Source organism: Bradyrhizobium yuanmingense (genome assembly GCF_029167105.1).
In the GTDB taxonomy this organism is placed as follows: Bacteria; Pseudomonadota; Alphaproteobacteria; order Rhizobiales; family Xanthobacteraceae; genus Bradyrhizobium; species Bradyrhizobium yuanmingense_A.
In genome coordinates this window covers 53,016-76,323 of record NZ_JARFML010000015.1, presented here as the reverse complement: position 1 = coordinate 76,323, position 23,308 = coordinate 53,016, and the positions used below count along the sequence as shown (strand labels likewise).

The following is a 23,308-nucleotide window of genomic DNA, read 5'->3' as shown; positions in this document are numbered from 1 at the left end:
GCGAATTTGCGGTCTCGACGGGCCTGCTCCGTCTCGAAAGGGGGTTTTGGCTCAGGAGTATCTTCCGGCAGGGCCGTCGTCGCATCGCGGCCAGCCTTGAACCTTTCATAGCCATCGCCACCTGTTGCAAATGCCATTGCGGTCCCGGTACATGTGGCGCTGCATTCTTGTTCTTGCCTTGCTGGCAATGACCTCGATCGCCGCCGACGCGCAGCGACGCCAGATCAATCCGATTCCGTTCGCGCACGAGCCATGCAGCGTGCTCGACGGCGAGCCCTGCACGCCGTCCTATTGCAGTCCGCTCGAGCCCGGCCCCTGCATTCCCGAGATCGACTATCCTTACGGTCAGAACCTCCAGCTCACGATCGAGAGCGCGCCTGCCGAGGCCGACCGCGCCAAATACCGGAAGCCCGATCACGATCTCGACACGATCGGCGACCTCTTCGCCGCGCTGCGCAGCTGCTGGTCGCCGCCATCGGACCATGCGCGGGCGGGCATGCAGATGTCGGTGCGTTTCAGCTTCAACAAGAACGGCAGCCTGATCGGTCCGCCGCGCCTCACATACGCGACTGCGGGTGTGCCGGCGGACACCCGGACGACCTATCTGAACGCCATCAATGCATCGCTGAAGGCCTGTCTGCCGTTGAAGTTTACCAGCGGTCTCGGCGGGGCGTTGGCCGGTCGACCCATCGCAATCCGTTATGTCGACAATCGGGAGCCCGGCAAATAGCGCGCGAGTTGCGACCATCGGCCAATCGATGATACCTCAGTGATGGGGGCTGCTTTGTGGGGAGGATGTCGTGGGTCTGCTGGTCATGATCCTGGGGCTGGTGCTGTTTTTTGCGTCCCATATTTTCACAACCAAACGAGAGGCGCGCGCGCAGGCGATCGCGAGACTGGGCGAGGGGACCTACAAGATCATCTATTCGCTGGTCTCGCTGGCGGGGCTGGCGCTGATCATCTGGGGCTATGCCCATTACCGCAGCTCCGGCTGGATCGACGTCTGGTATCCGCCGAAGGCGATGAAGCACATCACGTTGGCCTTGATGCTGCCTGCAGTCATCCTCGTGGTGGCGTCCTACATGCGTGGCCGCATCTATGCGACGCTGAAGCATCCGATGCTGGCCGGCATCAAGCTGTGGGCGGCGGCGCATCTGCTCGCCAATGGCGATCTCGGCTCCATCATCCTGTTCGGCTCGTTCCTCGCCTGGGCGGTCTTTGACCGCATCTCGCTGAAAGCTCGCACCGACGCCGGTGCCCCGCCGATTCCGGTCGGCGGCCCGACCAACGATCTGATCGCCGTCGCGGTCGGCGTGGTCGCCTATCTGGCCCTGGCCTTCGCGTTCCATCCGGTGGTGATCGGCGTGCCCGTGATCGGGGTCTAGCCGGTCAGCACAAGACGAAACCCGCATGTCCATGCGGGGAAGATAACAAGAGCAACAAGCCGAGGGCATCCCCATGGACTGGTCGCGAGCTCAGATCCCGCCGATGCGGCTCGAGGCGCGGTTTGGCGATCGGGTTGTGCCGGCATTTCTTGATCGGCCATCGAGCCTCTGGGCGATGATCGCGGAGGCATGCGGCCGCAATGCCGATGGCGAAGCGTTGATTTGCGGCAATGTCCGCCTGAGCTGGCGGCAAACAATGGAGCAAGCCGCGCGGATCGCTGCCGGATTTCGCAAGCTGGGATTGCAGCGTGGCGATCGCGTTGCCATCCTGCTCGGCAATCGCATCGAATTTCCGCTGCTGCTGTTTGCCGCCGCGCATGAAGGGCTCGTCACCGTGCTGCTCAGCACGCGCCAGCAGAAGCCGGAGATCGCCTATGTGCTCGCGGATTGCGGTGCCAAGATCCTGATCCACGAAGCCGCGCTCGCCGAGCGGCTGCCCGATGCGCATGATGTGCCCGACGTGATCCACCGCATCGCAGTCGCCGATGATCCGGCTCTGTCGCGTTTCGCAGTGCTCGCCGACAACCCGCCGGCATCGGCGCCGATCGAGGTGAGCGAAGAGGACACCGCGATGATCCTCTACACCTCCGGCACCACGGGCAAGCCGAAGGGCGCGATGCTGGCCCATTGCAACATCGTCCATTCCTCGATGGTGTTCGTGTCCTGCCTGCAATTGACGCAAACCGATCGCTCGATCGCAGCGGTGCCGCTCGGCCATGTCACGGGCGTCGTCGCCAACATCACCACCATGATCCGCTGCGGCGGCGCGCTGATCATCATGCCGGAGTTCAAGGCCGCCGATTACCTCAAGCTCGCCGCGCGCGAGCGCGTCACCTACACGGTGATGGTGCCGGCGATGTACAATCTCTGCCTGCTCCAGCCCGATTTCGACGGCTATGATCTCTCGAGCTGGCGCATCGGCGGCTTCGGCGGCGCGCCGATGCCGGTCGCCACCATCGAGAAGCTCAAGGCGAAGATTCCCGGCCTGAAGCTGATGAACTGCTACGGCGCGACCGAGACGACCTCGCCCTCGACCATCATGCCGGGCGAGCTGACCGAGAGCCACATCGACAGCGTCGGTCTGCCGTGTCCCGGCGCGCGCATCGCTGTGATGGGCCCGGACGGGCGCGAGCTGCCTCCCGGCGAGATCGGCGAGCTCTGGATCCAGGGCGCCTCCGTGATCAAGGGCTACTGGAATAACCCGAAGGCCACCGCCGAAAGCTTTACGGGCGGATTCTGGCATTCCGGCGATCTCGGCTCGGTCGATGCGGAAGGATTCGTTCGCGTGTTCGACCGGCAGAAGGACATGATCAATCGCGGAGGCCTGAAGATCTATTCGGCCGAGGTCGAATCCGTGCTGGCCGGCCATCCCGCCGTGGTCGAGAGCGCGATCATTGCCAGGCCTTGCCCGGTGCTGGGCGAGCGCGTCCATGCCGTGGTGGTGACGCGACAGCCGGTGACCGATACGGACCTGCGCGCCTGGTGCGCCGAGCGCCTGTCCGACTACAAGGTTCCCGAAACCATGGCGATCACGGCAGACCCGCTGCCGCGCAACGCCAACGGCAAGGTGCTGAAGCGCCAGCTGCGGGAGCTGCTGGGAGCTTGAGCCGGGCAGGGGCATCCGGGGATGTCCCGGGTGGTTAACGCCTTGATCGGGCTCGCTTTGCCTTGCCACCGCCATATCGTTAGGCTACCTCGCCGCCACACGGGGACGGGATTCCTGACGCGAACGCTTTGGCGCGCGCACCCGGATGGGCATGGGATTGGCATAAGTGTCTGAATTATTTGACGAAGTAAACGAGGAAGTACGTCGCGAACAGTTCAAGAAGCTGTGGGACAAGTATTCGATCTACTTCATCGCGTTGATGGTGCTGATCGTCGCCGGCGCAGGTGGCTGGCAGGGTTATAGGTACCTGGAGGCCAAGAAGGCCGCCGAGGCGGGCGCCGCTTTCGAGAAGGCCGCCGAGCTGTCCGAGCAGGGCAAGCACGAGGACGCCGAGAAGGCCTTCACCGAGCTCGCCGCCAAGGCGCCGTCCGGCTATCGCACCCTGGCGCGGCTGCGTGCTGCGGCCGAGGCCGCGAGCCGCGATCCCAAGGCGGCCGCGAAGATGTATGACGACATCGCCGCCGACCGCAGCATTGGCGGCGAGTGGCAGGATCTGGCCAAGATCCGCGCCGCGGGGCTCCTGCTCGACAGCGCCGGCTATGCCGACATCCAGCAGCGGCTGGAAGCTTCCGCCGCGCCGAAATCGACCTTCCGCCACACCGCCCGCGAGATGCTGGCGCTGTCGGCCTGGCGTAACAACGACATGACTGCAGCCCGCAAATGGCTCGAGGCGATTGACGGAGACGGCGAAACACCGCCCGGCCTGCGCTCTCGCGCCGAGGCGCTTCAGGCTTTGTTGCCACCCGTCGCCAAAAGCTGACGACGGTTCTCTGACGTAACGAGACACCAAGATGCGCCGCACGCCACGCTTGATCGCAGCCGCCGTCCTGATCGCCTTCACCGGCGTCCTGGGCGGCTGCTCCAGCTTCGATCCGAGCGATCTGCTCGACTTCCTCGACACCAAGAAGAAGCTGCCGGGCGACCGCAAGCCGGTCTTCCCCGAGGGCGTGCCGGGGCTCGAGCAGGGCGTGCCGAGGGACCTGTACAAAGGCGCACAGCAGCAGCAGCCCGATCCCAACGCACCTGCCGTCGCGGCATTGCCTGCCGAGCCCGAGCCGGCCAAGCCGGCGAAGGGGGCCAAGGCAAAGCAGACCAGGCAGCCCGCCACGGCCGCCGCGCCGGGCGAAGCACCCGCCGGTGAGGTCGATGGCGAGGCGCAGCCGGAGGCAGCGCCCGCGACGTCCGCTCCGCCGCCCAAGCACAAGATCGTCCGCAGGCGCACCACCGCGCCGCCGCCGGATCAGCCGGCCCAGCAGGCGCAGCCGACCCAGCAGGCGCAGCCGACCAAGCCCCCCCAGCAGCAATCGCAGAGCGCCTTCCCGGCACCGCTGCCGAGCGGCAGCTTCTCGCGCTGATATTTCCCGTTGCATTGACAGGCGCAGCCCCGGCAGCGCACGAATGACCGATGTCCTTCACGATCGCCATCATCGGCCGGCCCAATGTCGGCAAGTCGACGCTGTTCAACCGCCTGGTTGGGCAGAAGCTCGCGCTGGTCGATGATCTGCCGGGCGTCACCCGCGACCGCCGCGAAGGCGAGGCCAGGCTGGGTGACCTCCGCTTCACCATCATCGACACCGCCGGCCTCGACGAGGGCGCCAGGGGCTCGCTGACCGCGCGCATGCAGGAGCAGACCGAGACCGCGATCGCGCAGGCCGACGCGCTGTTCTTTGTCATCGACGCCCGCATCGGCCTGACACCGACCGATCGCGCCTTCGCCGATTTCGCCCGCAAGGCCGACAAGCCGGTGCTGCTGGTCGCCAACAAGAGCGAAGGCAAGCATGGCGATGCCGGCGCGATGGAATCCTTTGCGCTCGGCCTCGGCGATCCCATCCAGATCTCGGCCGAGCACGGCGAGGGCATGGGCGAGCTCTACGATGCCCTGGCCAAGCTGATGCCCGAACCCGTCGAGGAAGATGACGATGAGGACGACGCGCCGATCTCGGAGGAAGAGGCGGCGACGCGCCCGATCCGGGTCGCGATCGTCGGCCGGCCCAATGCCGGCAAGTCGACCCTGATCAACCATCTGCTCGGCGAGGAGCGCCTGCTGACGAGCCCGGAGGCCGGCACCACGCGCGATTCCATAGCGGTCGAGATCAACTGGAAGGGCCGCGATTTCCGCGTCTTCGACACCGCGGGCCTGCGCCGGCGCTCGCGCATCGAGGAGAAGCTGGAAAAGCTGTCGGTTGCGGACGCACTGCGCGCGGTGCGCTTTGCCGAGGTCGTCGTGCTGATGATGGATTCGCAGAACCGCTTCGAGGAGCAGGACCTGCGCATTGCCGACCTGATCGAGCGCGAGGGACGGGCGGTCGTGCTCGCCGTCAACAAATGGGATCTGATGGAGACCAAGGGCGGCGGCGCGATCTCGGGCCTGCGCCGCGATGCCGATCATTGGCTGCCGCAGCTCAAGGGCGTGCCCATCGTCGCCGTCTCGGGTCTGATGGGCGAGGGCATCGATCGCCTGATGCAGGCGATCCAGGATGCCTATGCGATCTGGAACAGGCGCGTGCCGACCTCGGCGCTCAATCGCTGGTTCGAGCAGGCGATCCAGGCCAACCCGCCGCCCGCTGTCTCCGGCCGCAGGCTGAAGCTGAACTACATCACCCAGACCAAGGCGCGCCCGCCGAGCTTCGTGCTGTTCTGCTCGCGCGCGGACGCCGTGCCGCAATCCTACTTGCGCTATCTCACCAATTCCATGCGCGAGACCTTCGAGCTGCCGGGTACGCCGGTGCGCATCACGCTGCGCGAGAAGGCCAATCCGTTCGCGCACAAGCGCAAGCGGCCGTCGTGAGCGACGGCGAGGCGGTGGTGCAGCACGCAGCGCCGGCCCGCCGTGGCGCGGTCGTCTTCATCTTCGTCACCATCCTGCTCGACATGGTCGCGCTCGGCGTGATCATGCCGGTCCTGCCGAAGCTGATCGAGAGCTTCGTCGACAACGACACCGCACGTGCGGCGCGGATCTTCGGCCTGTTCGGCACCGCCTGGGCCTTGATGCAGTTCGTGTTCTCGCCGGTGCTTGGTGCGCTGTCCGACCGTTTCGGACGGCGGCCAGTGGTGCTGCTGTCGAATTTCGGGCTCGCGGCCGATTACGTCTTGATGGCGCTGGCGCCGTCGCTTGCGTGGCTGTTCATCGGCCGCGTGGTCTCCGGCATCACCTCGGCGAGCATCTCGACCGCCTTCGCCTATATCGCCGACATCACGCCGCCGGAACGGCGTGCGGCGGTCTTCGGCCGGATCGGTGCGGCCTTCGGCGCCGGCTTCATCTTGGGGCCGGCGCTCGGCGGCCTGCTCGGCGATATCGATCCGCGCCTGCCGTTCTGGGCCGCGGCGGCCCTGAGCTTCGCCAACGCGCTCTATGGCCTGTTCGTGCTGCCGGAGTCGCTTGCGCCCGACAAGCGCGCGGCGCTGCGCTGGCGCAGCGCCAATCCGCTCGGCGCGCTGCATCTGCTGCGCTCCAACGCGGTGCTGGCCGCGTTGTCGATCGTCAATTTCATCGCGCAGGTCGCGCACGTCGTGCTGCCCTCGACCTTTGTGCTCTACGCGACCTATCGCTACGGCTGGGATGCCAAGACGGTGGGCCTGACGCTCGCCATGGTCGGCATCTGCGCCATGGTGGTGCAGGGCTTTGCGATCGGCCCCATCGTGCGCGCGCTTGGCGAGCGCAACGCGCTCCTGCTCGGCCTCTGCTGTGGCGCGGTCGGCTTCGTGGTCCTCGGCGCCGCGCCGACCGGACCGCTATCCTGGCTCGGGATTCCCATTCTGGCTCTGTGGGGCATCTCCGGTGCCGCCTCGCAAGCGCTGATGACGCGGCTCGTCGCGCCGGATCAGCAGGGCCAGCTGCAGGGCGCGACCGCGAGCGTGCAGAGCGTGTCGCAGCTCGTCGGCCCGTTCCTGTTCACGCTGACATTTTCCTATTTCATCGGCGCCAGCGCGCCGCTGCATCTGCCCGGCGCACCGTTCCTGCTCGCCGCGGTGCTGATGGTGGTGTGCGTGGCGATCGCGGTGCGGTCGCTGGGTGCGACCAGGAATACGTGATTGTTCGTCATGGCCGGGCTTGTCCCGGCCATCCACGTTCTTTCTCGTTGGCCAAACGTGGATGCCCGGGACAAGCCCGGGCATGACGTCGTCAACACTATTTGTACGACCGCTACGCGGTCACTTCTTCACCAGCGGGCAGTCGCTGTCCTTGAGCGGCTTGGCCGCATCTTCCGGCGCGATGGTGGCGACCAGCTTGTAATAATCCCACGGTCCCTTCGACTCCTCGGGCTTCTTCACCTCGAACAGATAGGCGGGGATGAGGCGGCGTCCGTCCTGGCGCAGCGGGCCCTTGCCGAACAGCGGATCGTCGGTCGGCAGCTCCTTCATCTTGGCGACGACCTTGGCGCCGTCACGCGGATTGCTGCCGAGCGCTTCCATCGCCTTCAGGTAATGCAGGATCTCGGCGTAGAGGCCCGCAACCGTCATCGAGGGCATCGAGCCCTTGGGCGAGACCTTCTGGAAACGCTTCGACCATTCGCGGGTCTGGTCGTTGAGGTCCCAGTAGAACGACTCGGTGAAGGTCAGGCCCTGCGCGGTCTTCAGGCCGAGCGAGTGCACGTCGTTGATGAACAGCAGCAGCGCGGCGAGCTTCTGGCCGCCCTGGACGATGCCGAACTCGGCGGCCTGCTTGATCGCGTTGGTGGTGTCGCCGCCCGCATTGGCAAGGCCGATGATCTTGGCCTTGGAGGACTGCGCCTGCAGCAGGAACGAGGAGAAGTCCGCCGTGTTGAGCGGGTGCTTGACGCCGCCGAGCACCTTGCCGCCGGTCGCGGTGACGACCGCGCCGGTGTCACGCTCCAGCGCATGGCCGAAGGCATAATCCGCGGTGAGGAAGAACCAGCTGTCGCCGCCCGCCTTGGTCAGCGCCTTGCCGGTGCCGTTGGCGAGCATGTAGGTGTCGTAGGTGAAGGACACGGTGTTGGGCGTGCAGGCCTTGCCGGTGAGGTCGGCGGTCGCGGCGCCCGAATTGAGCAGCACCGCGTTCTTTTCCTTGACGAGGTTGCTGACCGCGAGCGCGACGCCGGAGCTCGGCGTGTCGGCGATGGCGTCGACCTTGTCGGAATCGATCCATTGCCGGGCGATGTTGACGCCGATGTCGGGCTTGTTCTGGTGATCGCCGGAGAGCACCTCGATGGTCCAGCCCTTGGCCTTCAGGCCGGAATCCTCGACCGCCATCTTCACTGCCGCCACCGAGTTGGGGCCGCCGATGTCGGCATAGAGGCTCGACATGTCGTTGAGCACGCCGATCTTGATGGTCTTGTCTTGCGCGAATGCGGATGTGGCAAAGCCGAAAGCGGCACAGGCCAGAAGAGCCGCGGCGCGGCGTGCGGGCATCGTCATAAAGGCTTCCTCCATTGTCAAATATGCGGACGGCTCTCTTCGGGAGCCTTGTTCCAATTGACGCTCTACCGTGTCCCATGGCCGACGGCAATGCACCTAAAGCCGGATGACGCTGCGTCGTAGCGTCATCCATCGGTTAACTTTTGGGCAAAATGCGTTGAGACGCTATTTTCAGTGCGTTCGATGTCGGCTTGAATTTCTAAATGCGCTTTCCGGTATCGAGCTCGGCGGTACGGTCATTACCGCCGGCATGACGTCCAAGGCGTCGGAGGGCAATCAGGCCGGCGCGCGGAAGCTCATCAGGGTGCGGGTCTTGTAATCGTAGAATTTGCCGGTCTCGGTCCAGTCGGGCGTGCACAGCGGCACGATGAATTCTGCGACCTGCTCGGGCGTGTCGAGCGTCGCCGGATCCTCGCCGGGCATCAGGGTGGCGCGCATGCGGGTGCGCACCGGGCCCGGATTGAACAGATTGACGCGCAGCTTGGTGTTCGCGGTTTCCTGCGCCCAGGCACGCGCCAGCGTCTCCAGTGCGGCCTTGGACGCGGCGTAGGGGCTGACGTAAGCGGTGGCCTTGTTGGCGGCACCCGAGGTGATGAACACGGCGCGGCCGGCATCGGATTGCCTGAGCAGCGGTTCCATGCAGCGGATCAGCTGGAAGTTCGCGGAGACGTTCACCGCCATCACGTCGTTGAAGGTCTTCAGCTCAATATGGCCGATCGGCGAGGAGGGGCCGAGCACGCCGGCATTGCCGACCAGGATGTCGAGCTTGCCATAGCGCTCGTGCAGGCCGGCGCCGAGACGCGCGATGCCATCGGAATCGGTGAGGTTGAGCGGCACCAGGGTGGCGCTGCCGCCGTCTTTGCGGATCTCGTCGTCGAGCTCTTCCAGCCCTCCTTGCGTACGCGCCGTCGCCACGATATGCGCGCCGGCCTTGGCCAGCGCGATTGCGGTGGCATAGCCGATGCCGCGCGAGGCGCCGGTGACGAGAGCGATGCGGTTGGCGAGAGGTTTGATCATCGTCGATACTTCCGTCATGCCCGGGGCTCGTCCCGGGCATCCACGTTCTTTGCGGCGGGTATTACAGACGAAGATGGCCGGGACAAGCCCGGCCGTGACGAAAAGAAGTCTCCGATGAGCCCTCGGGGACGATCCTTGGTCAGCTCGCCTCCGCCAGCAGCGACAATTGCCGCGGCTGCGGCTCGGTTTGGGTCTGGTCAGTGAGGTGGGTCGGATAGACGCCGGTGAAGCAGTGATCCGCAAACTTCGGATTGGCGGGGTCGCGGCCTGGCTCCCCCATGGCGCGGTACATGCCGTCGATCGACAGGAAGGCGAGCGAGTCGGCGCCGATGAGCTCGCGCATCTCCTCCAGCGAATGCGTCGCCGCCAGGAGGCCGCCACGGTCGGGCAGGTCGATGCCGTAATAATCGGGATAGAGGATCGGGGGCGAAGCGAGGCGGAAGTGCACTTCCTTGGCACCGGCATCGCGCATCATGCGCACGATCTTCTTGGAGGTGGTGCCGCGCACCAGGGAGTCGTCGATCAGGATGATGCGCTTGCCTTCGATCGCGGCGCGGTTGGCCGAGTGCTTCATGCGCACGCCGGATTCGCGGATCGCCTGCGTCGGCTGGATGAAGGTGCGGCCGACATAATGGTTACGGATGATTCCGAGCTCGAACGGCACTCCGGAATACTGGCTGTAGCCGACCGCGGCGGGCACGCCGGAATCCGGCACCGGCACCACGACGTCGACCGGCACGTGGCTCTCGCGCGCTAGCTGCGCGCCGAAATTCTTGCGCACCTCGTAGACCGAGCGGCCGTGCACGATGGAATCCGGCCGCGAGAAGTAGATGTATTCGAAGATGCAGGGGCGCGGCGCCATCGGCGGGAACGGCTTGTGGATGTCCTGGCCGTTCTCGTCGAACACGATGACTTCGCCGGGCTCGATGTCGCGCACGAAGCGGGCGCCGATGATGTCAAGCGCGCAGGTCTCGGAAGTCAGGATCGGACAGCCGTCGAGCTCGCCGAGCACCAGCGGGCGGATGCCGCGCGGATCGCGCGCGCCGACCAGCTTCTTGTTGGTCAGCGAAACCAGCGCATAGGCGCCCTCGATCTCGCGCAGCGCGTCGATGTAGCGCTCGATAAAGCGGACGCGCTTGGAGCGGGCCACCAGGTGCAGGATCACCTCGGTGTCGGAGGTCGATTGCATCATGGCGCCGTTCTTGACGAGCTCGCGGCGCAACGTCAGGCCGTTGGAGAGGTTGCCGTTGTGAGCGACCGCGAGACCGCCGGCATTGAGCTCGGCGAACAGCGGCTGCACGTTGCGCAGGATGGTGGCGCCGGTCGTGGCGTAGCGGACATGGCCAACCGCCACACTGCCGGGCAGGCGGTCGATCACCTCGCGGCGGGAGAAGGTGTCGCCGACGAGGCCGAGGCGGCGTTCGGAGTGGAAGCGGCTGCCGTCATAGGAGACGATGCCGGCGGCCTCCTGGCCGCGGTGCTGGAGCGCGTGAAGGCCGAGCGCGGTGATGGCGGCTGCATCAGGGTGGCCGTAGATGCCGAAGACGCCGCATTCCTCGCGAAGCGTATCGCCTTCCAGATCGTCCTGGAGCTCGAGCGCGGCCGGACCTGGACCGGCGTTTGGATCGAGATCAAGCAGGGCGTCCTGGTCAGGGTGTCGCATCTCGTTCTCGCCTCTCTTTTGGGGCCTATCAACGCGCCGCAGGTTTCTCGATCAGCTTTTTCATGCCGTCACGAGCCGACTTACTGTACCCGTCGCCACTGCCCGAAGGCTGCTGCTCGGATTCAGCTTGATCATCATCTGGTTTGTTTTTCTTGAATCTCTTCAAGATGGTGTTCTCGGGGTCGTCAGGCAAGAGGGCCATCAGCCAATCCCCGGTTCCCTGCAGCACCACGCGGGACTTGGCCCCGCTGACCCAATCCGGACGCTGCTTGTCCGGCACCAGCCAGGTGAAGAACAGGAACGCGACCACGACGATCAAAAGCCCGCGAGCCAGCCCAAACAGGAAGCCGAGGGTCCGATCCAGCGCGCCGATCCGCGAATCCAGGATCATGTCGGAGATCCGGACCGTGATGACGGAGACCACGACCAAGGTGCCGATGAACACGCCGGCCACCACGACGACGCTCGCGACCGTGTCGTTGTTGAAATAGGTCTTGGCGGTCGGCAGCAGCTTCGAGAACGAGTACAGCGTCACGATCGCCGCGGCGCCCCAGGCCGCGATCGACAGGATTTCGCGCATGAAGCCGCGAACCATCGCGAGCAGGCCCGAGATCAGCATCACACCGAGCAGGATCAGGTCGAGGATGGTTACTGGCATCGGCTGGTCTGGTCCGCTCGTACTTCAAAGGTGCTCTAGCGAATCGGTGCTTGGCCGCTGCCCTAAAAGAAGGGCAGACGGCGTTCCCGGCAAGGCCGCAACCACGCAATCCCATGCTGCTTTTGTGACGGCTGTATAGCGGCGGAGGCCTCCGGCGTCACCTCCACCTAACCCTCTCCACGGCGGAATCTGGCCGGTGTGGCATTTTTCTCTGGCTGTGCACTGGATTCGCCCCGACGGGAGCCCCTGGCTGCGATCTCGGCCACCAATGTCGTCAGGCTGTTCACCGCGTTCAGGGACAGTCCGGCATCGCCGCCGGCATCGCCGCGCGCCGATTCGGGCAGCACGGCGCGCTGGAAGCCGAGCTTTGCCGCCTCCTTGAGCCGGGCCGGGGTCTGCGCCACCGGCCGCACCACGCCCGACAACGAGATTTCGCCGAAATAGACGGCATCGGTGGGTAACTGCGCATTAACCAGCGATGACACCAAGGCTGCGGCGGCGGCGAGGTCCGCCGCCGGCTCGTGGATGCGCAGGCCGCCGGCAACGTTCAGATAGACGTCGTGGCCGGACAGCTTGACCCCGCAATGGGCCTCCAGCACCGCCAGCACCATTGAGAGCCGGCTCGGATCCCAGCCGACCACGGCCCGGCGCGGGGTGCCGAGCGAGGTCGGGGCCACCAGTGCCTGCAATTCGACCAGCACGGGCCTCGTGCCCTCGATGCCGGCAAAGACCGCAGTGCCGGGCGTGCCGAGATCGCGCTCCGACAGGAACAGCTCGGAGGGGTTGGTGACCTCGCGCAGGCCGAGGCCCGTCATCTCGAACACGCCGATCTCGTCGGTCGGCCCGAAGCGGTTCTTCACGGCGCGCAGGATGCGGAATTGCTGCGAGCCTTCGCCCTCGAACGACATCACCGCGTCGACCATATGCTCGACCACGCGGGGGCCGGCGATCTGGCCGTCCTTGGTGACGTGGCCGACCAGGATAATGGCGGCCCCGGTCTTCTTGGCGAAGCGGATCAGCGCCTGCGCCGAGGCGCGCACCTGCGTCACCGTGCCGGGCGCCGATTCCACCGTGTCGGTCCACATGGTCTGGATCGAGTCGATCACGATCAGCCGGGGCACCGCGCCCTCCGACAGCGTCGAGACGATGTCCTCGACCGAGGTTTCGGCCGCGAGCTGCACCGGCGCGTCCGACAGCCCGAGCCGCTCGGCGCGCAGGCGCACCTGGGCGACCGCCTCTTCGCCGGAGATGTAGACGACGCGGTGGCCGGCGCGCGCGAGCAGGCTGGTCGCCTGCGTCAGCAGCGTCGACTTGCCGATGCCGGGATCGCCGCCGACCAGCAGCACCGAGCCGCGCACGAAGCCGCCGCCAGTGACGCGGTCGAGCTCGGTCATCCCCGAGGACAGGCGCGGCGCATCCGGGCTCCTGCCCGCAAGACTCTCCAGCGCGAACGTCCTTCCCTTGCGCTTGGAGCGGATCGACACCGGCACGCTGCCGCTGGTGTCCTCTTCGGCGAGCGTATTCCACTCGCCGCAGGACTCGCACTTGCCCTGCCAGCGGTTATACGCCGCGCCGCAGTTCTGGCAGACGAAGGAGAGGGTTGATTTTGCCATCGAATGTCGAGTCGTTGCTCCGTTCGGGATGCTTAGCACGATCACAGATGGGGGTGCGAAGTGTTCCGCGCTACCGCGCTCTCGGCAGTTCATCCTTGTGCTTGCAGAATACGTATGGCTTCCCGTCGATCCTGATCGTGCCGTTCGCGCCGGGGGCCAGTTTGATCGTCGTCTTTTGGCCGTTCACGCCCTTGTTGTAGTCGTCCCAGAACTCGAAGCAGGTGGCGGACAGCACAAGGCCATCGCCGGCCGGCGTCTTGCGGTCGATGCGGCAATGGTTCTCGTAGCGGTCGACCAGCGGGGCCGGCTTGCCCTTGATGACGTTGTCGAGGTCGATCATCGTTTTGCTGTCGGGGCCGTCCTTGTCGCGGCAATCCTTCTTCGTCGAGGCCCACAGGCCGTCGAACGGCTGCGCGGCGAATGCCGGCTGCGTGGCCAGGAGCGCGATGCCGGCGGCGGCGATCAGGGAAACGGTGCGCATGCATTGGACCTTTTGCTCGGCGGTATGTCTCTTCGAGGTCAGAATGCGTTCAACAACATCGTCAAGCCTGCCGCCAGCATGATGCCGTCCATCAGCAGCCGAAACTGCTCCGGCCTCAGGTGCAGCACGAAGCGCTTGGCGATGAAGGCGCCAAGCATCAGCGATGAGCCCGCGATCAGGCCCTTGATGAAGACCTCTCCGGTCAGCGCGCCGAACCGCTCGAAGGTCACCGACTTCGCGAAATAGAGCCCGAGCGAGGAGGCCGCCTCGGTGGCGAGGAAGGCGCCCCTGGACAAGCCGTAGAACAGGAACAGCGGCACGCTGAGCGGGCCGGTCGAGACCACGATGCCGGTGAGGTACCCGATGATGGCGCCGCCGGCGGCGAGGTGCCAGAGATCGGCCTTCAGGTCATGCCGCGCCAACCAGTGCCGCGCCGGCACCATCGCGATCAGGAACAGGCCGATGGTGAGATCGACGGCATGCGCGGGCAGCGCCAGTAAGGTCCGCGCGCCGAGCGCCGCCGCCGGAATGCCCGTCGCCGAATAGGCCGCACAGGCCCGCCAATCGACCTCGCGCCACCAGGCCAGGATCCGGGAGAAGTTCGCCATCACGGAGGCCACCGCCATGATCGGCACGGCCTCTTTCGGCCCATAGGCATAGACCAGCACCGGCATCAGCATGATCGATGAGCCGGTGCCGACGATGCCGGAAATGGTGCCGGCGATCAGGCCGACAATGAGGACGAAGAGAAAGGCCAAAACAGCCTCCAGGAATCGGGAGAGTTTAGCCGCGGGCAGCGATGCGGGCGATCAGTCCTACGCGAGGGAGCCCATCGCGCTGCGCATGGGCATGCCGGTCTGGGCGCCGGCCTCGAGGCATTTCAAAGCCGCCGCTTCGCAACTCACTTCGAGCGCGCGTTGCAGCGACATTCCTTCGCTGATCATCGCCGCAAAGGCGCCGACGAAGGTGTCGCCGGCGCCGGTCGTGTCCACCGGCGTGATGCGCGGGGCGGGCGCCCGCAGGCGGGTGCCTTCCGCCGTCACGGCGAGCGCGCCTTGTGCGCCGGCGGTGACAATGCAGGTGAGGTTGCCGGACTTCGCGAGTCCGGCGCTTGCGGCTTCGTGGTCGGCGGACGCCAGGCCGATGGCGGTGGCGGTGTCGCGCGCCTCGTGCTCGTTGACGAGGAGATAGTCGGTGACGGCGAGAAGCTCCGTGACCATCTCACGCGTCATCTGCTCCGGAACGGGTGCAAGGTTCCAGATGACGGTGCCGGAGGCTGCGGCGGTTCTTCGGGCAGCTTCCAGCGCGTGCGCAAAGGGCACCTCCATCTGAAGCACTAGCACGGTGTTGAAATTGAACAGCTCGCTCGCAAGATCGCCGGCACGCGCCGTCATGTTGGCGCCGCTCGCCACCGTGATTGCGTTCTCGCCGGCCTGATCGACGGTGATGAAGGCACATCCGGTCGGCTCGTCGGCTCTGATGACGCGGTCGGCGTCGACGCCGTTGGCTCTGAGGTTCTCGATCGCGCTGTCGCCAAATCCGTCCCGGCCGACGCGGCCGGCCATGCTCACGCGTCCAGGCCCGGCGATCCGCGCGGCGGCAACGGCCTGATTGGCACCCTTGCCGCCGAAATGCGTCCGGTAGGACGGCGCCAGCACCGTTCGGCCGGGACCTGGAATCACCGGGACCTGCGCGACCAGATCGATGTTGAGCGATCCGAACACCAGGATCATGGCGGAGGGCCCTCAGCCTTCCTCGTCCATGACGCGCAGCTTCTCGACGCGGCGGCGGAAATCCTCGTCGGTGGAGAATTCGGCGGACAGGTACGACGACACGAGATCGACAGCGAGCCAGGCGCCGACGATCTGCGCGCCGATGCACATGACGTTGACGTCGTCATGCTCGACGCTCTGATGCGCGGAGTGGACGTCGTGGCAGACCGCGGCGCGGATGCCCTTCATCTTGTTGGCGGCGATCGAGGCGCCGACGCCGGTGCCGCACACCATGATGCCGCGCGCGGCTTCGCCCGACGTCACCTTCGCCGCCACGGCGCGGGCGATGTCGGGGAAATCCACCGGCTTGTCGTCATAGGAGCCGACGTCGATGACCTCGTGGCCGAGCTTGCGGATGTGGTCGATGACGGTCTGTTTGAGCGGCCAGCCGGCGTGGTCGGATCCGATGACGAGACGCATTCTTTGTCCTTCTTGATCTTTGCATTGACCGTGACAGCCGCGCGCGGCTGTCACGATGTCTTTCCCCGTGGTTCAGCTGCGCATGTCCGCCGGCAAATCAACCCCGTGGAACTTCTTGTAGATGGCATTGAGCTTGCCGTTCTTGACGTTCTCGGTGATCCAGGCGTTGAGCTTGTCCATCAAAGGCTGCTCGCCCTTCTTTAAGCCGATCGCGAGGTCGAAGGTCGCCAGCGGAATCCGCGACTCGAACACGCGCGAGGGATTCTTCACGCCGATCTGGTTGATGATTGTCGCGGACGAGCCGACGCAGTCGACCTGGCCCGACACCGCCGCCGTCACCATGGTGGCATCGTCGTCATAGCGCGCGATCTTGAGGTCCTTGTCCTTCATGTTGGACAAGGTTGTGTCCTGCGTGGTGCCGCGCGAGACGCCGATCGACTTGTCCTTCAGGTCCGGCCAGTCCTTCACGGTCGACGATTTCAGGCAGCCGACGTCGGATTGCAGCGTCGCATAGCGCTTGGTGAAGTCGATCACCTTGGCACGCTCGGCCGTCACCGACAGGGTCGAGATGATGATGTCGGCCTTGCCGGTCAGGACGTTCGGGATGCGGGTCGCACCGGTGGTCTGGATGAATTCCAGCTCGAGGCCCCAATCCTTGGCGAGCATCTGCGCCACTTCGACATCGGATCCCGTCGGCTTCATGGTGGAATCCATCATGCCCGAGGGCGGGATGGCGAGGTCGGTCGATATGCGGATCTTCTTCGCCTTCATGATGTCGTCGAGCAGATCGGCCGACGCGGGCGTTGCCGCCATCATGATGAGGCCGCACAACGCGGCGGCAGTCCCCAGCACCATTCTGTTGGTCATCCCTTGGTTCTCCTCTCCCTGTTATGATTTTAGGTTCCCCGTCCCCACGAATTGCGTGAGTTCGGGCGTGGTCGGCGACGTCAGGATCGAGGCAGGTCCGGTCTCGTGGACCTTGCCTCGATGCATGAACACGATCCGGTCGGCGATGCCCTTTGCGAAGCCCATTTCGTGGGTAACCATCACCATGGTCATGCCGTCAGCCGCGAGCTGTTCGATCACCTTCAGCACTTCGCCGGTGAGCTCGGGATCGAGCGCGGAGGTGACCTCGTCGAACAGCATCACCTTCGGCTGCATGGCGAGCGAGCGGGCGATTGCGGCGCGCTGCTGCTGGCCGCCCGAGAGCTGCTCGGGATAGGCGTGCAGCTTCTCCTCCAGCCCGACCTGCACCAGAACTTTTCGTGCGAGATCCTTGGCCTGCGACGTCGCCATGCCCTTCACCGCGCAGGGCGCGAGCGTGATGTTCTGCTCGATGGTGAGGTGCGGAAACAGATTGTAGCTCTGGAACACGATGCCGACGTCCTGGCGTAGCGCACGCAAGTTCACGTCGGGACGGTCGACGCGATGTCCGCAGACCACGATCTCGCCGCCGTCGACCTTCTCGAAGCGGTCGATGCAGCGCAGCGCCGTGCTCTTGCCGGAGCCGGAGCGGCCGATCAGGGCGAGCACCTCGCCACGTGCAACGGCAAAGGAGACGCCGTCGAGCACGCGGAGCGCGCCAAAGCTCTTCTGCACGTTGTGGAGCGACACGATCGGTTCGGAGGAGGAGGAGTTCTGCTGCATGTCAGGCTGGCGCGAGGTTGGACCGGCCACGCCCCATCCGCCGTTCCAGCCTCTGGCTGAACAGCGACAGCGGATAGCACATGGCGAAGTAGGTGGCGGCGATGATGGCGTAGATGGCGAACGGTTCGAACAGCGAGTTGTTGACGATCTGGCCCGAGCGCATCAGCTCGACGAAGCCGACCACGGACGCGAGCGAGGTGTTCTTGATGATCTGCACCATGAAGCCGACGGTCGGCGGCGTCGCGATGCGGACCGCCTGCGGCAGGATCACCTTGACCATGCGCTGGGTGCGGCTCAGCGCCAGGCCTTCGGCGGCTTCCCATTGCGGCTTCGGCACAGACTCGATGCAGCCGCGCCAGATCTCACCGAGATAGGCCGCGACGTAGAGCGTCAGCGAGGCGCCGGCCGCGACCAGCGGCGAGACCTTCAGGCCGATCGCGGCAAGACCGAAATAGCCGAGGAACAGGATGACGAGCAGCGGCGTGCCCTGGATCAACTGGACATAGATCGCGCCGGCGAGCCGCACCGATTTCAGCGGCGAGATGCGCGCCAGTGCGATCACGAAGCCGACGATGCCGCCGCCGATCAGCGCGATCAGCGACAGACCAATGGTCCACAGCGCGCCCTGGCCGAGGAACATCAGGTGATTGATGTTGAGATGTCCGCCCATGGTCATCTCACAACGGCGTGCCGAGCCGGCGCCGGCGCGGAAACAGGAGGAGGCCGAGGCCCCAGAAGCCTGCACGCATCACCAGCGACAGGATGACGTAGAGCACGGCGACGATGATGTAGGTCTCGAACGCGCGATAGGTGTCCGACTGGATGTAGTTGGCGACCGCGGTGAGCTCCTCGGCCGAGATTTGCGAGCAGACCGAGGAGGCCAGCATCAGGAGCACGAACTGGCTGGTGAGCGCCGGATAGACCTTCTCGACCGCCGGCAGCAGGATGATGTGCCAGTAGATCTGGAAGCGCGACAGCGCCAGCCCCTCGGCGGCCTCGATCTGCCCGCGCGGGATCGCCTCGAAGCCGGCCCGCATGATCTCAGCGGTATAGGCGCCGACATTGATGGTCAGCGCCGCCACCGCCACCGTGAAGGCGGAGTATTTCAGGCCGAGGCTGGCGAGGCCGAAATAGACCAGGAAGATCTGCACCAGCAGGGGGGTGTTACGGATGGTCTCGACATAGACTTTGCAGGCACCTGCGATCAGCGAATTGTGCGTGCCGCGTCCGACCGCCGCGAGCGTGCCGAGCAAAGCGCCCAGCACGGTCGCGAAGAATGCCAACTCAAGCGTGAGGACGGCGCCGGCCAGAAAGCTCGGCCAACGCTCCAGCACTGCGGGAAAGTCGAGTTGGAGGCTCATCGTTCCAGGGTCAGCCGGTGGTCTGGTTGGTCATGCGGTCATAGACGCGGAACAGCGCCTGGTTGCCGTTGCTGCCTTCGCCATGGGCGCGCGCATCGACATATTGGCTGGTGACGAGCGCGGTGCCGGGCAGGGGCACGTTCAGGGCCTGTGCGTGCTCCTGCACCAGGCGAAGGTCTTTGAGCTGCAGATCGATCCGGAAGCCCGCGGAGACGTCGCCGGCGATCATCGCGGGGCCGAGCTTGTCCAGCATCCAGGAAGCGGCGGAGCCGCCGAGCAGCACCCGGCGCAGCAGGTTGAGATCGAGGCCCGAAGCGCGGCCGAGCGCGAGCGCCTCGCAGATCGCCTGGATGTTGATGCCGCAGATCAGCTGATTGCAGAGCTTGACGGTCTGGCCGGCGCCGGATGCGCCGACATGGGTGATGGTCGTGCCCATCGCGCGGAAGAACGGCTCGGCCTTGGCGAACGTGTCCGCATCGCCGCCGGCCATGATCGAGAGCGCGGCGTTCCTGGCGCCCACCGGCCCGCCGGAGACCGGCGCGTCGATGAAGCCGACGCCTGTCTTCTGCAGGTCCGAATGGATGCGGCGGACGGCAACCGGCGAGATCGTGCTCATGTCGACGATCAGCTTGCCCGGCGGCGGGGAAGTCAGCAGGCCCTGCTCGCCGTAGATCGTCGCCTCGACATGGGGCGTGTCGGGCAGCATGGTGATGACGATATCGGTCCCTTGCGCGGCATCGGCAGGACTTTTGGCACGTGTCGCGCCTTCCTTGACGCTGTCGGCCAGCGCGGCTTCGTTCAGATCGAAGACGCGGACCGCGTGGCCCGCCGCCTGCAGGTTGCGCACCATCTCCCGGCCCATCGTGCCGATGCCGATGAAGCCGACCTTGCCCTTGTCGTTCCGTCCCATGTCGTCAGTCCGTTTCTTGTTTAATTGGCGTCTTGATTGAAGGGCTGTGCGCGATCAGCCCGAGGCACTGGTCTTGTCGATGTCGCCGACGACGGCGCGTCTGCGGTATTCGTCGCCGATGGCGAAATGCTTGCGCAGCGTCGCATCCGCGCGCTCGGGATCGCGCGCAATGAGGGCTTCGAAGATGCGGCGGTGATCGTCGACAAGGTAGGTCTTCATCGACGGGAAGGCCTGCACCAGCTCGCGGCGGCTGCGATGCGAATGTGTCAACAGGCCCGCCATGGAGGCGTGCAGCACGCTCAGCGTCTCCGAATGCGAGGCGACGACGATCGCGCGGTGGAAGTCGAAATCGGCCATGCCGCCGGCATCGGCTTCGTCGATGGTCTCGCCGATCTTCGTCAGCGCGCGCTGCAGCCGTTCGAAATCGGCGATGTTGGCGCGCTCGCAGGCGAGCCGGATCGCCTGGCATTCGATCGCGACGCGCGCCTGCATGACGTCCTCGAGCATGTCGGCCTGCTGGGCGAGGGCGAAGGTGAAGAAGTCGTTCAGCACCGAGACATCTGGCCGCGTCACGACGGTGCCGATGCGGTCGCGGATCTCGACGATCCCAAGGACGGTGAGGGCGCGCAGCGCCTCGCGGACGATTGGCCGGCTGACGCCGAGAAGGGTGGCGAGCTCGCGCTCCGAAATCAGGCGGTCGCCCGGCCTGAGCGAGCCCGTAAGCAGGCGCTCGCGCAGGAAGGCAAACACCTTCTCGAACCCCTTTTCGCCGTCGGCGGCTCGCTTGAACTCCATCCCCGTCTCTTTGGTCTGATCGTGGTCAGACCAGTATGCTTACCAGGGCGCGGAGGTCAAGAGGCTTCCCTCCGAGGGATCAGCGGGTCGAGCTCTATCGCGGGGCATTGCAATGATGAGGCTTCATGGCGTCGCCGCCGGCTCGGTTGCCATCTTTCGTCTGAGACGGCTCAGCCTTGAACGTTCCGACCGGCTCTCCTCGCGTGCTCCTGATGTTCGACGGACGCAAGGAGCTCCAGCTGGCTCGCCAGAGCGAGATAGGCGTTGGAAACGCTCAGAAGCACATTGGCGAGGCGCTTCGCCGATGTGGCATCATTCGCGCGCGCTCGATATTGCTCCGCAAGCTTGCGACAATCCTCGGGTTTGAGCATTCAGCCCCCAAAGAGAGCTGAACACCGCGTCGCGGTCCGGGTTCCTAATCGCGAGGCCCACTCTAGCTAGACGTCGTCGGTTGCGGCACACGCTCCGAGTTGCCATCATCCGTGCAAACCGCGATCATGATGCCGTGACCCTCACGTCTCTCAGAAGCAACGTCCGCCTCCTTTACGAGGGCGCAACGCCGGACGGCGTGCGCTTCCGTTATGCGCTGCTCATCTTCGATATCGTGACGGTGCTGTTCATCATTGCGACCTCGTTCCTGCCGCCCAGTGACATCGTCGAGACGCTCGACGTCCTGTTCGGCGTTATTCTGCTCGCCGACTTCTCCGCCCGGCTCCTGGTCGATCAGCATCCGTTTCAAAAATTCACCCAGCTCGCGACGTGGGCTGACATGGTCGCGATCGTATCCTTCCTGGCGCCGCTTGCCGGCGAGGCGGGCGGCTTTCTCCGGATTCTACGGACGTTGGGCCTGCTTCGCGACTACCAGATGCTGGTGAGGCTCCGCATCGATTCCCCGTTCTTTCGTCGCAACGAAGAGGTCATCTTCGCCGTCACGAACCTCGCCGTTTTCATCTTCGTCATGACCGGGATCGTCTACGAGACCCAGAAGTTTCGCAACGACGAGATCCGAAACTATGCCGATGCCCTATATTTCACCGTCACGGCGCTGACGACGACCGGCTTTGGCGACATCACCCTGGCGGGTACGTTCGGTCGTCTGATCACCGTCGTGATCATGATTTTCGGCGTGACGCTGTTCTTCAATCTCGCCCGCGCGCTCCTCAGCCCCCACAAGGTGCGATTTCAATGCCCGGCTTGCGGGCTCCAGAGGCACGATGCCGACGCCGTGCATTGCAAGGCCTGCGGTACCGTCCTCAATATTCCCGATGAAGGGGCGATCTGAAGAGCCCTCGGCGCGACGTGGACGCCTTCGATGGTGACATCATGCCAGTGTTTTGCCCGACGGATCAACCTTGATTTCGGTTTACCCGTAAGTCATTGAACGGACAGAGGTCGGCTACTGTGCATGGGGTTGTTTTTCATATTTTCATTCGGACCCGCTGCCGATGGCGGTTGATCACCGCAACACCACCCACGCCGGCGCGTGATCGCTCGCACCGTCCTCGCCGCGGATCTTCTTGTCGACGCCGGCTTTGACGAGGCGCGGGGCGAGGGCCGGGCTCAGCAGGAGGTGGTCGAGCCGCAGGCCCGCATCGCGCGGCCAGCGGTTCCGCTTGTAGTCCCAGAACGTGTAGACGCGCTTGTCCGGATGCAGTTCGCGGATCGCATCGCACCAACCCTGTGCGACAAGGGAGGCATACGCCGCGCGGCTCTTGGGCTGGACCAGCGCATCCTTGTCCCATGAGCGCGTCGGATAGATGTCGATCTCGGTGGGCGCGACGTTGTAGTCGCCGGCGAGCACCACCGGCAGGTCCTGCTTGATGAAGGTGTTGGCGTGGCGCCGCAGCCGCGCGAACCAGTCGAGCTTGTAGTCGAATTTCGGTCCCGGCTGCGGATTGCCGTTGGGCAGGTAGATGCTGGTGACGATGACGCCCCGCACCGCGGCCTCGATGTAGCGCGCTTCGAGATCGGCAGGCTTTCCCGGCAAGCGGTCGCGCGTCAGCACGGGCTCGGCATTGCGGGCGAGGATGGCGACGCCGTTCCATGTCCTTTGTCCACGCCACACCGCGCCATAGCCGGCCCTTTCGATGGCGGCCGCCGGAAATTCGCCATCACTTGCCTTCAACTCCTGAAGCGCGACGACATCGGGCTTCGCCATTCGCAGCCATGCCAACAGATTGGGCAGGCGGCGGTTGATGTTGTTGATGTTGAATGTCGCGATCTTCATCTAGAGCTACCGGCTCTGCCTTTCGTCTCCGGAGATACAATGTCCAAGTTAAGCTTTGCCGCTACCGCCTTCGTCGTCGCGTTCTCCGGGGCCACGGCACAGTCAGCCGAAACGCGCGGAGCATGCAAGGCGGACTACGACAAATTCTGCGCCGGCATCGCGCCGGGCAGCGGCATCGTCGCCTGTCTCAATGCCAAGCGCGACCAGCTCAGCGCCACCTGCAAGACGGCACTGGACAGTCGAAAGAAGAAGTAGGT

Annotated in this window: 24 protein-coding genes and 1 pseudogene; 9 read left to right on the top strand and 16 right to left on the bottom strand. The window is 65.3% G+C overall.

From position 1 onward, the window contains the following. Window positions 1-151 precede the first annotated feature (151 nt). From P0R31_RS20740 to P0R31_RS20710, 7 genes are all read left to right on the top strand, one after another. Window positions 152-730, top strand: coding sequence for a hypothetical protein (locus tag P0R31_RS20740; RefSeq protein WP_275515929.1), 579 nt, complete (start codon window positions 152-154; stop codon window positions 728-730). A 70-nt stretch (window positions 731-800) separates the two neighbouring features. Then, window positions 801-1,385, top strand: a complete 585-nt coding sequence (locus tag P0R31_RS20735) for an NnrU family protein (RefSeq protein ID WP_275515928.1) — start codon at window positions 801-803, stop codon at window positions 1,383-1,385. A 73-nt stretch (window positions 1,386-1,458) separates the two neighbouring features. Further along, window positions 1,459-3,051, top strand: a complete 1,593-nt coding sequence (locus tag P0R31_RS20730) for a class I adenylate-forming enzyme family protein (RefSeq protein ID WP_275515927.1) — start codon at window positions 1,459-1,461, stop codon at window positions 3,049-3,051. 166 nt (window positions 3,052-3,217) lie between these two features. Beyond that, window positions 3,218-3,871, top strand: a complete 654-nt coding sequence (locus P0R31_RS20725; protein ID WP_225149491.1) for a tetratricopeptide repeat protein — start codon at window positions 3,218-3,220, stop codon at window positions 3,869-3,871. A 31-nt stretch (window positions 3,872-3,902) separates the two neighbouring features. Continuing rightward, a complete protein-coding gene (locus tag P0R31_RS20720) occupies window positions 3,903-4,466 on the top strand; it encodes a hypothetical protein (RefSeq protein ID WP_275515926.1) in 564 nt (187 codons plus the stop codon). 50 nt (window positions 4,467-4,516) lie between these two features. Next, the gene (gene der / locus P0R31_RS20715) at window positions 4,517-5,899 is read left to right on the top strand and encodes a ribosome biogenesis GTPase Der (RefSeq protein WP_275515924.1); all 1,383 of its coding nucleotides are present in this window, start codon (window positions 4,517-4,519) and stop codon (window positions 5,897-5,899) included. After that, a complete protein-coding gene (locus tag P0R31_RS20710) occupies window positions 5,896-7,143 on the top strand; it encodes a TCR/Tet family MFS transporter (RefSeq protein WP_275515922.1) in 1,248 nt (415 codons plus the stop codon). The genes der and P0R31_RS20710 overlap by 4 nt, the downstream gene beginning before the upstream one ends. Window positions 7,144-7,263: 120 nt before the next feature. On the opposite strand, the gene P0R31_RS20705 is transcribed toward P0R31_RS20710, so the two are convergent. The 15 genes and pseudogenes from P0R31_RS20705 to P0R31_RS20635 all read right to left on the bottom strand — a co-directional run bounded on the left by P0R31_RS20705 (window position 7,264) and on the right by P0R31_RS20635 (window position 20,824). Beyond that, window positions 7,264-8,487: an ABC transporter substrate-binding protein gene (locus P0R31_RS20705; RefSeq protein ID WP_157284558.1), complete on the bottom strand. Its 1,224-nt coding sequence runs from the start codon at window positions 8,485-8,487 to the stop codon at window positions 7,264-7,266. 276 nt (window positions 8,488-8,763) lie between these two features. Then, window positions 8,764-9,504, bottom strand: coding sequence for an SDR family NAD(P)-dependent oxidoreductase (locus tag P0R31_RS20700; protein WP_275515919.1), 741 nt, complete (start codon window positions 9,502-9,504; stop codon window positions 8,764-8,766). Window positions 9,505-9,643: 139 nt separating this feature from the next. Continuing rightward, window positions 9,644-11,167, bottom strand: coding sequence for an amidophosphoribosyltransferase (gene purF / locus P0R31_RS20695; protein WP_157284560.1), 1,524 nt, complete (start codon window positions 11,165-11,167; stop codon window positions 9,644-9,646). 28 nt (window positions 11,168-11,195) lie between these two features. Further along, on the bottom strand, window positions 11,196-11,825 hold the full coding sequence (locus P0R31_RS20690; RefSeq protein WP_036000794.1) for a CvpA family protein: 630 nt from the start codon (window positions 11,823-11,825) through the stop codon (window positions 11,196-11,198). A gap of 167 nt (window positions 11,826-11,992) precedes the next feature. Continuing rightward, entirely contained in the window at window positions 11,993-13,438 is a 1,446-nt protein-coding gene (gene radA / locus P0R31_RS20685) for a DNA repair protein RadA (RefSeq protein WP_157284561.1), read from the bottom strand. Window positions 13,439-13,508: 70 nt separating this feature from the next. Then, the gene (locus P0R31_RS20680) at window positions 13,509-13,919 is read right to left on the bottom strand and encodes a hypothetical protein (protein ID WP_275515918.1); all 411 of its coding nucleotides are present in this window, start codon (window positions 13,917-13,919) and stop codon (window positions 13,509-13,511) included. A gap of 38 nt (window positions 13,920-13,957) precedes the next feature. After that, complete coding sequence (locus P0R31_RS20675) at window positions 13,958-14,677, bottom strand: sulfite exporter TauE/SafE family protein (protein WP_275515916.1); 720 nt, start codon at window positions 14,675-14,677, stop codon at window positions 13,958-13,960. Window positions 14,678-14,734: 57 nt separating this feature from the next. After that, window positions 14,735-15,652, bottom strand: a complete 918-nt coding sequence (locus P0R31_RS20670) for a ribokinase (RefSeq protein ID WP_275515915.1) — start codon at window positions 15,650-15,652, stop codon at window positions 14,735-14,737. Between the two features lie 12 nt (window positions 15,653-15,664). Beyond that, a complete protein-coding gene (gene rpiB / locus P0R31_RS20665) occupies window positions 15,665-16,111 on the bottom strand; it encodes a ribose 5-phosphate isomerase B (RefSeq protein WP_036022692.1) in 447 nt (148 codons plus the stop codon). A gap of 72 nt (window positions 16,112-16,183) precedes the next feature. Beyond that, window positions 16,184-16,978 carry a transporter substrate-binding domain-containing protein gene (locus P0R31_RS20660; protein WP_036034068.1) on the bottom strand — a complete coding sequence of 265 codons (795 nt, stop codon included), beginning with the start codon at window positions 16,976-16,978 and terminating at the stop codon, window positions 16,184-16,186. Window positions 16,979-16,999: 21 nt separating this feature from the next. Next, entirely contained in the window at window positions 17,000-17,758 is a 759-nt protein-coding gene (locus P0R31_RS20655) for an amino acid ABC transporter ATP-binding protein (RefSeq protein ID WP_275516088.1), read from the bottom strand. A gap of 1 nt (window position 17,759) precedes the next feature. Continuing rightward, window positions 17,760-18,428 carry an amino acid ABC transporter permease gene (locus tag P0R31_RS20650; RefSeq protein ID WP_275515913.1) on the bottom strand — a complete coding sequence of 223 codons (669 nt, stop codon included), beginning with the start codon at window positions 18,426-18,428 and terminating at the stop codon, window positions 17,760-17,762. Between the two features lie 7 nt (window positions 18,429-18,435). After that, window positions 18,436-19,119, bottom strand: a complete 684-nt coding sequence (locus P0R31_RS20645; RefSeq protein ID WP_036000766.1) for an amino acid ABC transporter permease — start codon at window positions 19,117-19,119, stop codon at window positions 18,436-18,438. Window positions 19,120-19,129: 10 nt separating this feature from the next. Continuing rightward, a pseudogene (locus P0R31_RS20640) lies at window positions 19,130-20,032 on the bottom strand (NAD(P)-dependent oxidoreductase); the annotation flags it as partial. A gap of 51 nt (window positions 20,033-20,083) precedes the next feature. Next, window positions 20,084-20,824: a FadR/GntR family transcriptional regulator gene (locus P0R31_RS20635; protein WP_036000760.1), complete on the bottom strand. Its 741-nt coding sequence runs from the start codon at window positions 20,822-20,824 to the stop codon at window positions 20,084-20,086. Between the two features lie 505 nt (window positions 20,825-21,329). On the opposite strand from P0R31_RS20635, the gene P0R31_RS20630 reads away from it, so the two are divergent. Then, window positions 21,330-22,106, top strand: coding sequence for an ion channel (locus tag P0R31_RS20630; protein WP_275515910.1), 777 nt, complete (start codon window positions 21,330-21,332; stop codon window positions 22,104-22,106). Window positions 22,107-22,280: 174 nt separating this feature from the next. Here P0R31_RS20630 and P0R31_RS20625 read toward each other — a convergent pair whose 3' ends face one another. Further along, window positions 22,281-23,051, bottom strand: a complete 771-nt coding sequence (locus P0R31_RS20625; RefSeq protein ID WP_275515908.1) for an exodeoxyribonuclease III — start codon at window positions 23,049-23,051, stop codon at window positions 22,281-22,283. 39 nt (window positions 23,052-23,090) lie between these two features. Here P0R31_RS20625 and P0R31_RS20620 point away from each other — a divergent pair, with 39 nt between their 5' ends. After that, entirely contained in the window at window positions 23,091-23,306 is a 216-nt protein-coding gene (locus tag P0R31_RS20620) for a cysteine rich repeat-containing protein (RefSeq protein WP_275515906.1), read from the top strand. Window positions 23,307-23,308: the final 2 nt, after the last annotated feature.

Coding starts and splice junctions, on each gene's coding strand:
- P0R31_RS20705 (WP_157284558.1), bottom strand. CDS start 8,487: ATGACGATGCCCGCACGCCGCGCCGCGGCTCTTCTGGCCTGTGCCGCT.
- P0R31_RS20645 (WP_036000766.1), bottom strand. CDS start 19,119: ATGAGCCTCCAACTCGACTTTCCCGCAGTGCTGGAGCGTTGGCCGAGC.
- P0R31_RS20670 (WP_275515915.1), bottom strand. CDS start 15,652: ATGATCCTGGTGTTCGGATCGCTCAACATCGATCTGGTCGCGCAGGTC.
- purF (WP_157284560.1), bottom strand. CDS start 11,167: ATGCGACACCCTGACCAGGACGCCCTGCTTGATCTCGATCCAAACGCC.
- P0R31_RS20625 (WP_275515908.1), bottom strand. CDS start 23,051: ATGAAGATCGCGACATTCAACATCAACAACATCAACCGCCGCCTGCCC.
- P0R31_RS20660 (WP_036034068.1), bottom strand. CDS start 16,978: ATGACCAACAGAATGGTGCTGGGGACTGCCGCCGCGTTGTGCGGCCTC.
- P0R31_RS20650 (WP_275515913.1), bottom strand. CDS start 18,428: ATGGGCGGACATCTCAACATCAATCACCTGATGTTCCTCGGCCAGGGC.
- P0R31_RS20740 (WP_275515929.1), top strand. CDS start 152: ATGTGGCGCTGCATTCTTGTTCTTGCCTTGCTGGCAATGACCTCGATC.
- P0R31_RS20700 (WP_275515919.1), bottom strand. CDS start 9,504: ATGATCAAACCTCTCGCCAACCGCATCGCTCTCGTCACCGGCGCCTCG.
- P0R31_RS20655 (WP_275516088.1), bottom strand. CDS start 17,758: ATGCAGCAGAACTCCTCCTCCTCCGAACCGATCGTGTCGCTCCACAAC.
- P0R31_RS20635 (WP_036000760.1), bottom strand. CDS start 20,824: ATGGAGTTCAAGCGAGCCGCCGACGGCGAAAAGGGGTTCGAGAAGGTG.
- P0R31_RS20620 (WP_275515906.1), top strand. CDS start 23,091: ATGTCCAAGTTAAGCTTTGCCGCTACCGCCTTCGTCGTCGCGTTCTCC.
- radA (WP_157284561.1), bottom strand. CDS start 13,438: ATGGCAAAATCAACCCTCTCCTTCGTCTGCCAGAACTGCGGCGCGGCG.
- P0R31_RS20680 (WP_275515918.1), bottom strand. CDS start 13,919: ATGCGCACCGTTTCCCTGATCGCCGCCGCCGGCATCGCGCTCCTGGCC.
- rpiB (WP_036022692.1), bottom strand. CDS start 16,111: ATGCGTCTCGTCATCGGATCCGACCACGCCGGCTGGCCGCTCAAACAG.
- der (WP_275515924.1), top strand. CDS start 4,517: ATGTCCTTCACGATCGCCATCATCGGCCGGCCCAATGTCGGCAAGTCG.
- P0R31_RS20720 (WP_275515926.1), top strand. CDS start 3,903: ATGCGCCGCACGCCACGCTTGATCGCAGCCGCCGTCCTGATCGCCTTC.
- P0R31_RS20730 (WP_275515927.1), top strand. CDS start 1,459: ATGGACTGGTCGCGAGCTCAGATCCCGCCGATGCGGCTCGAGGCGCGG.
- P0R31_RS20690 (WP_036000794.1), bottom strand. CDS start 11,825: ATGCCAGTAACCATCCTCGACCTGATCCTGCTCGGTGTGATGCTGATC.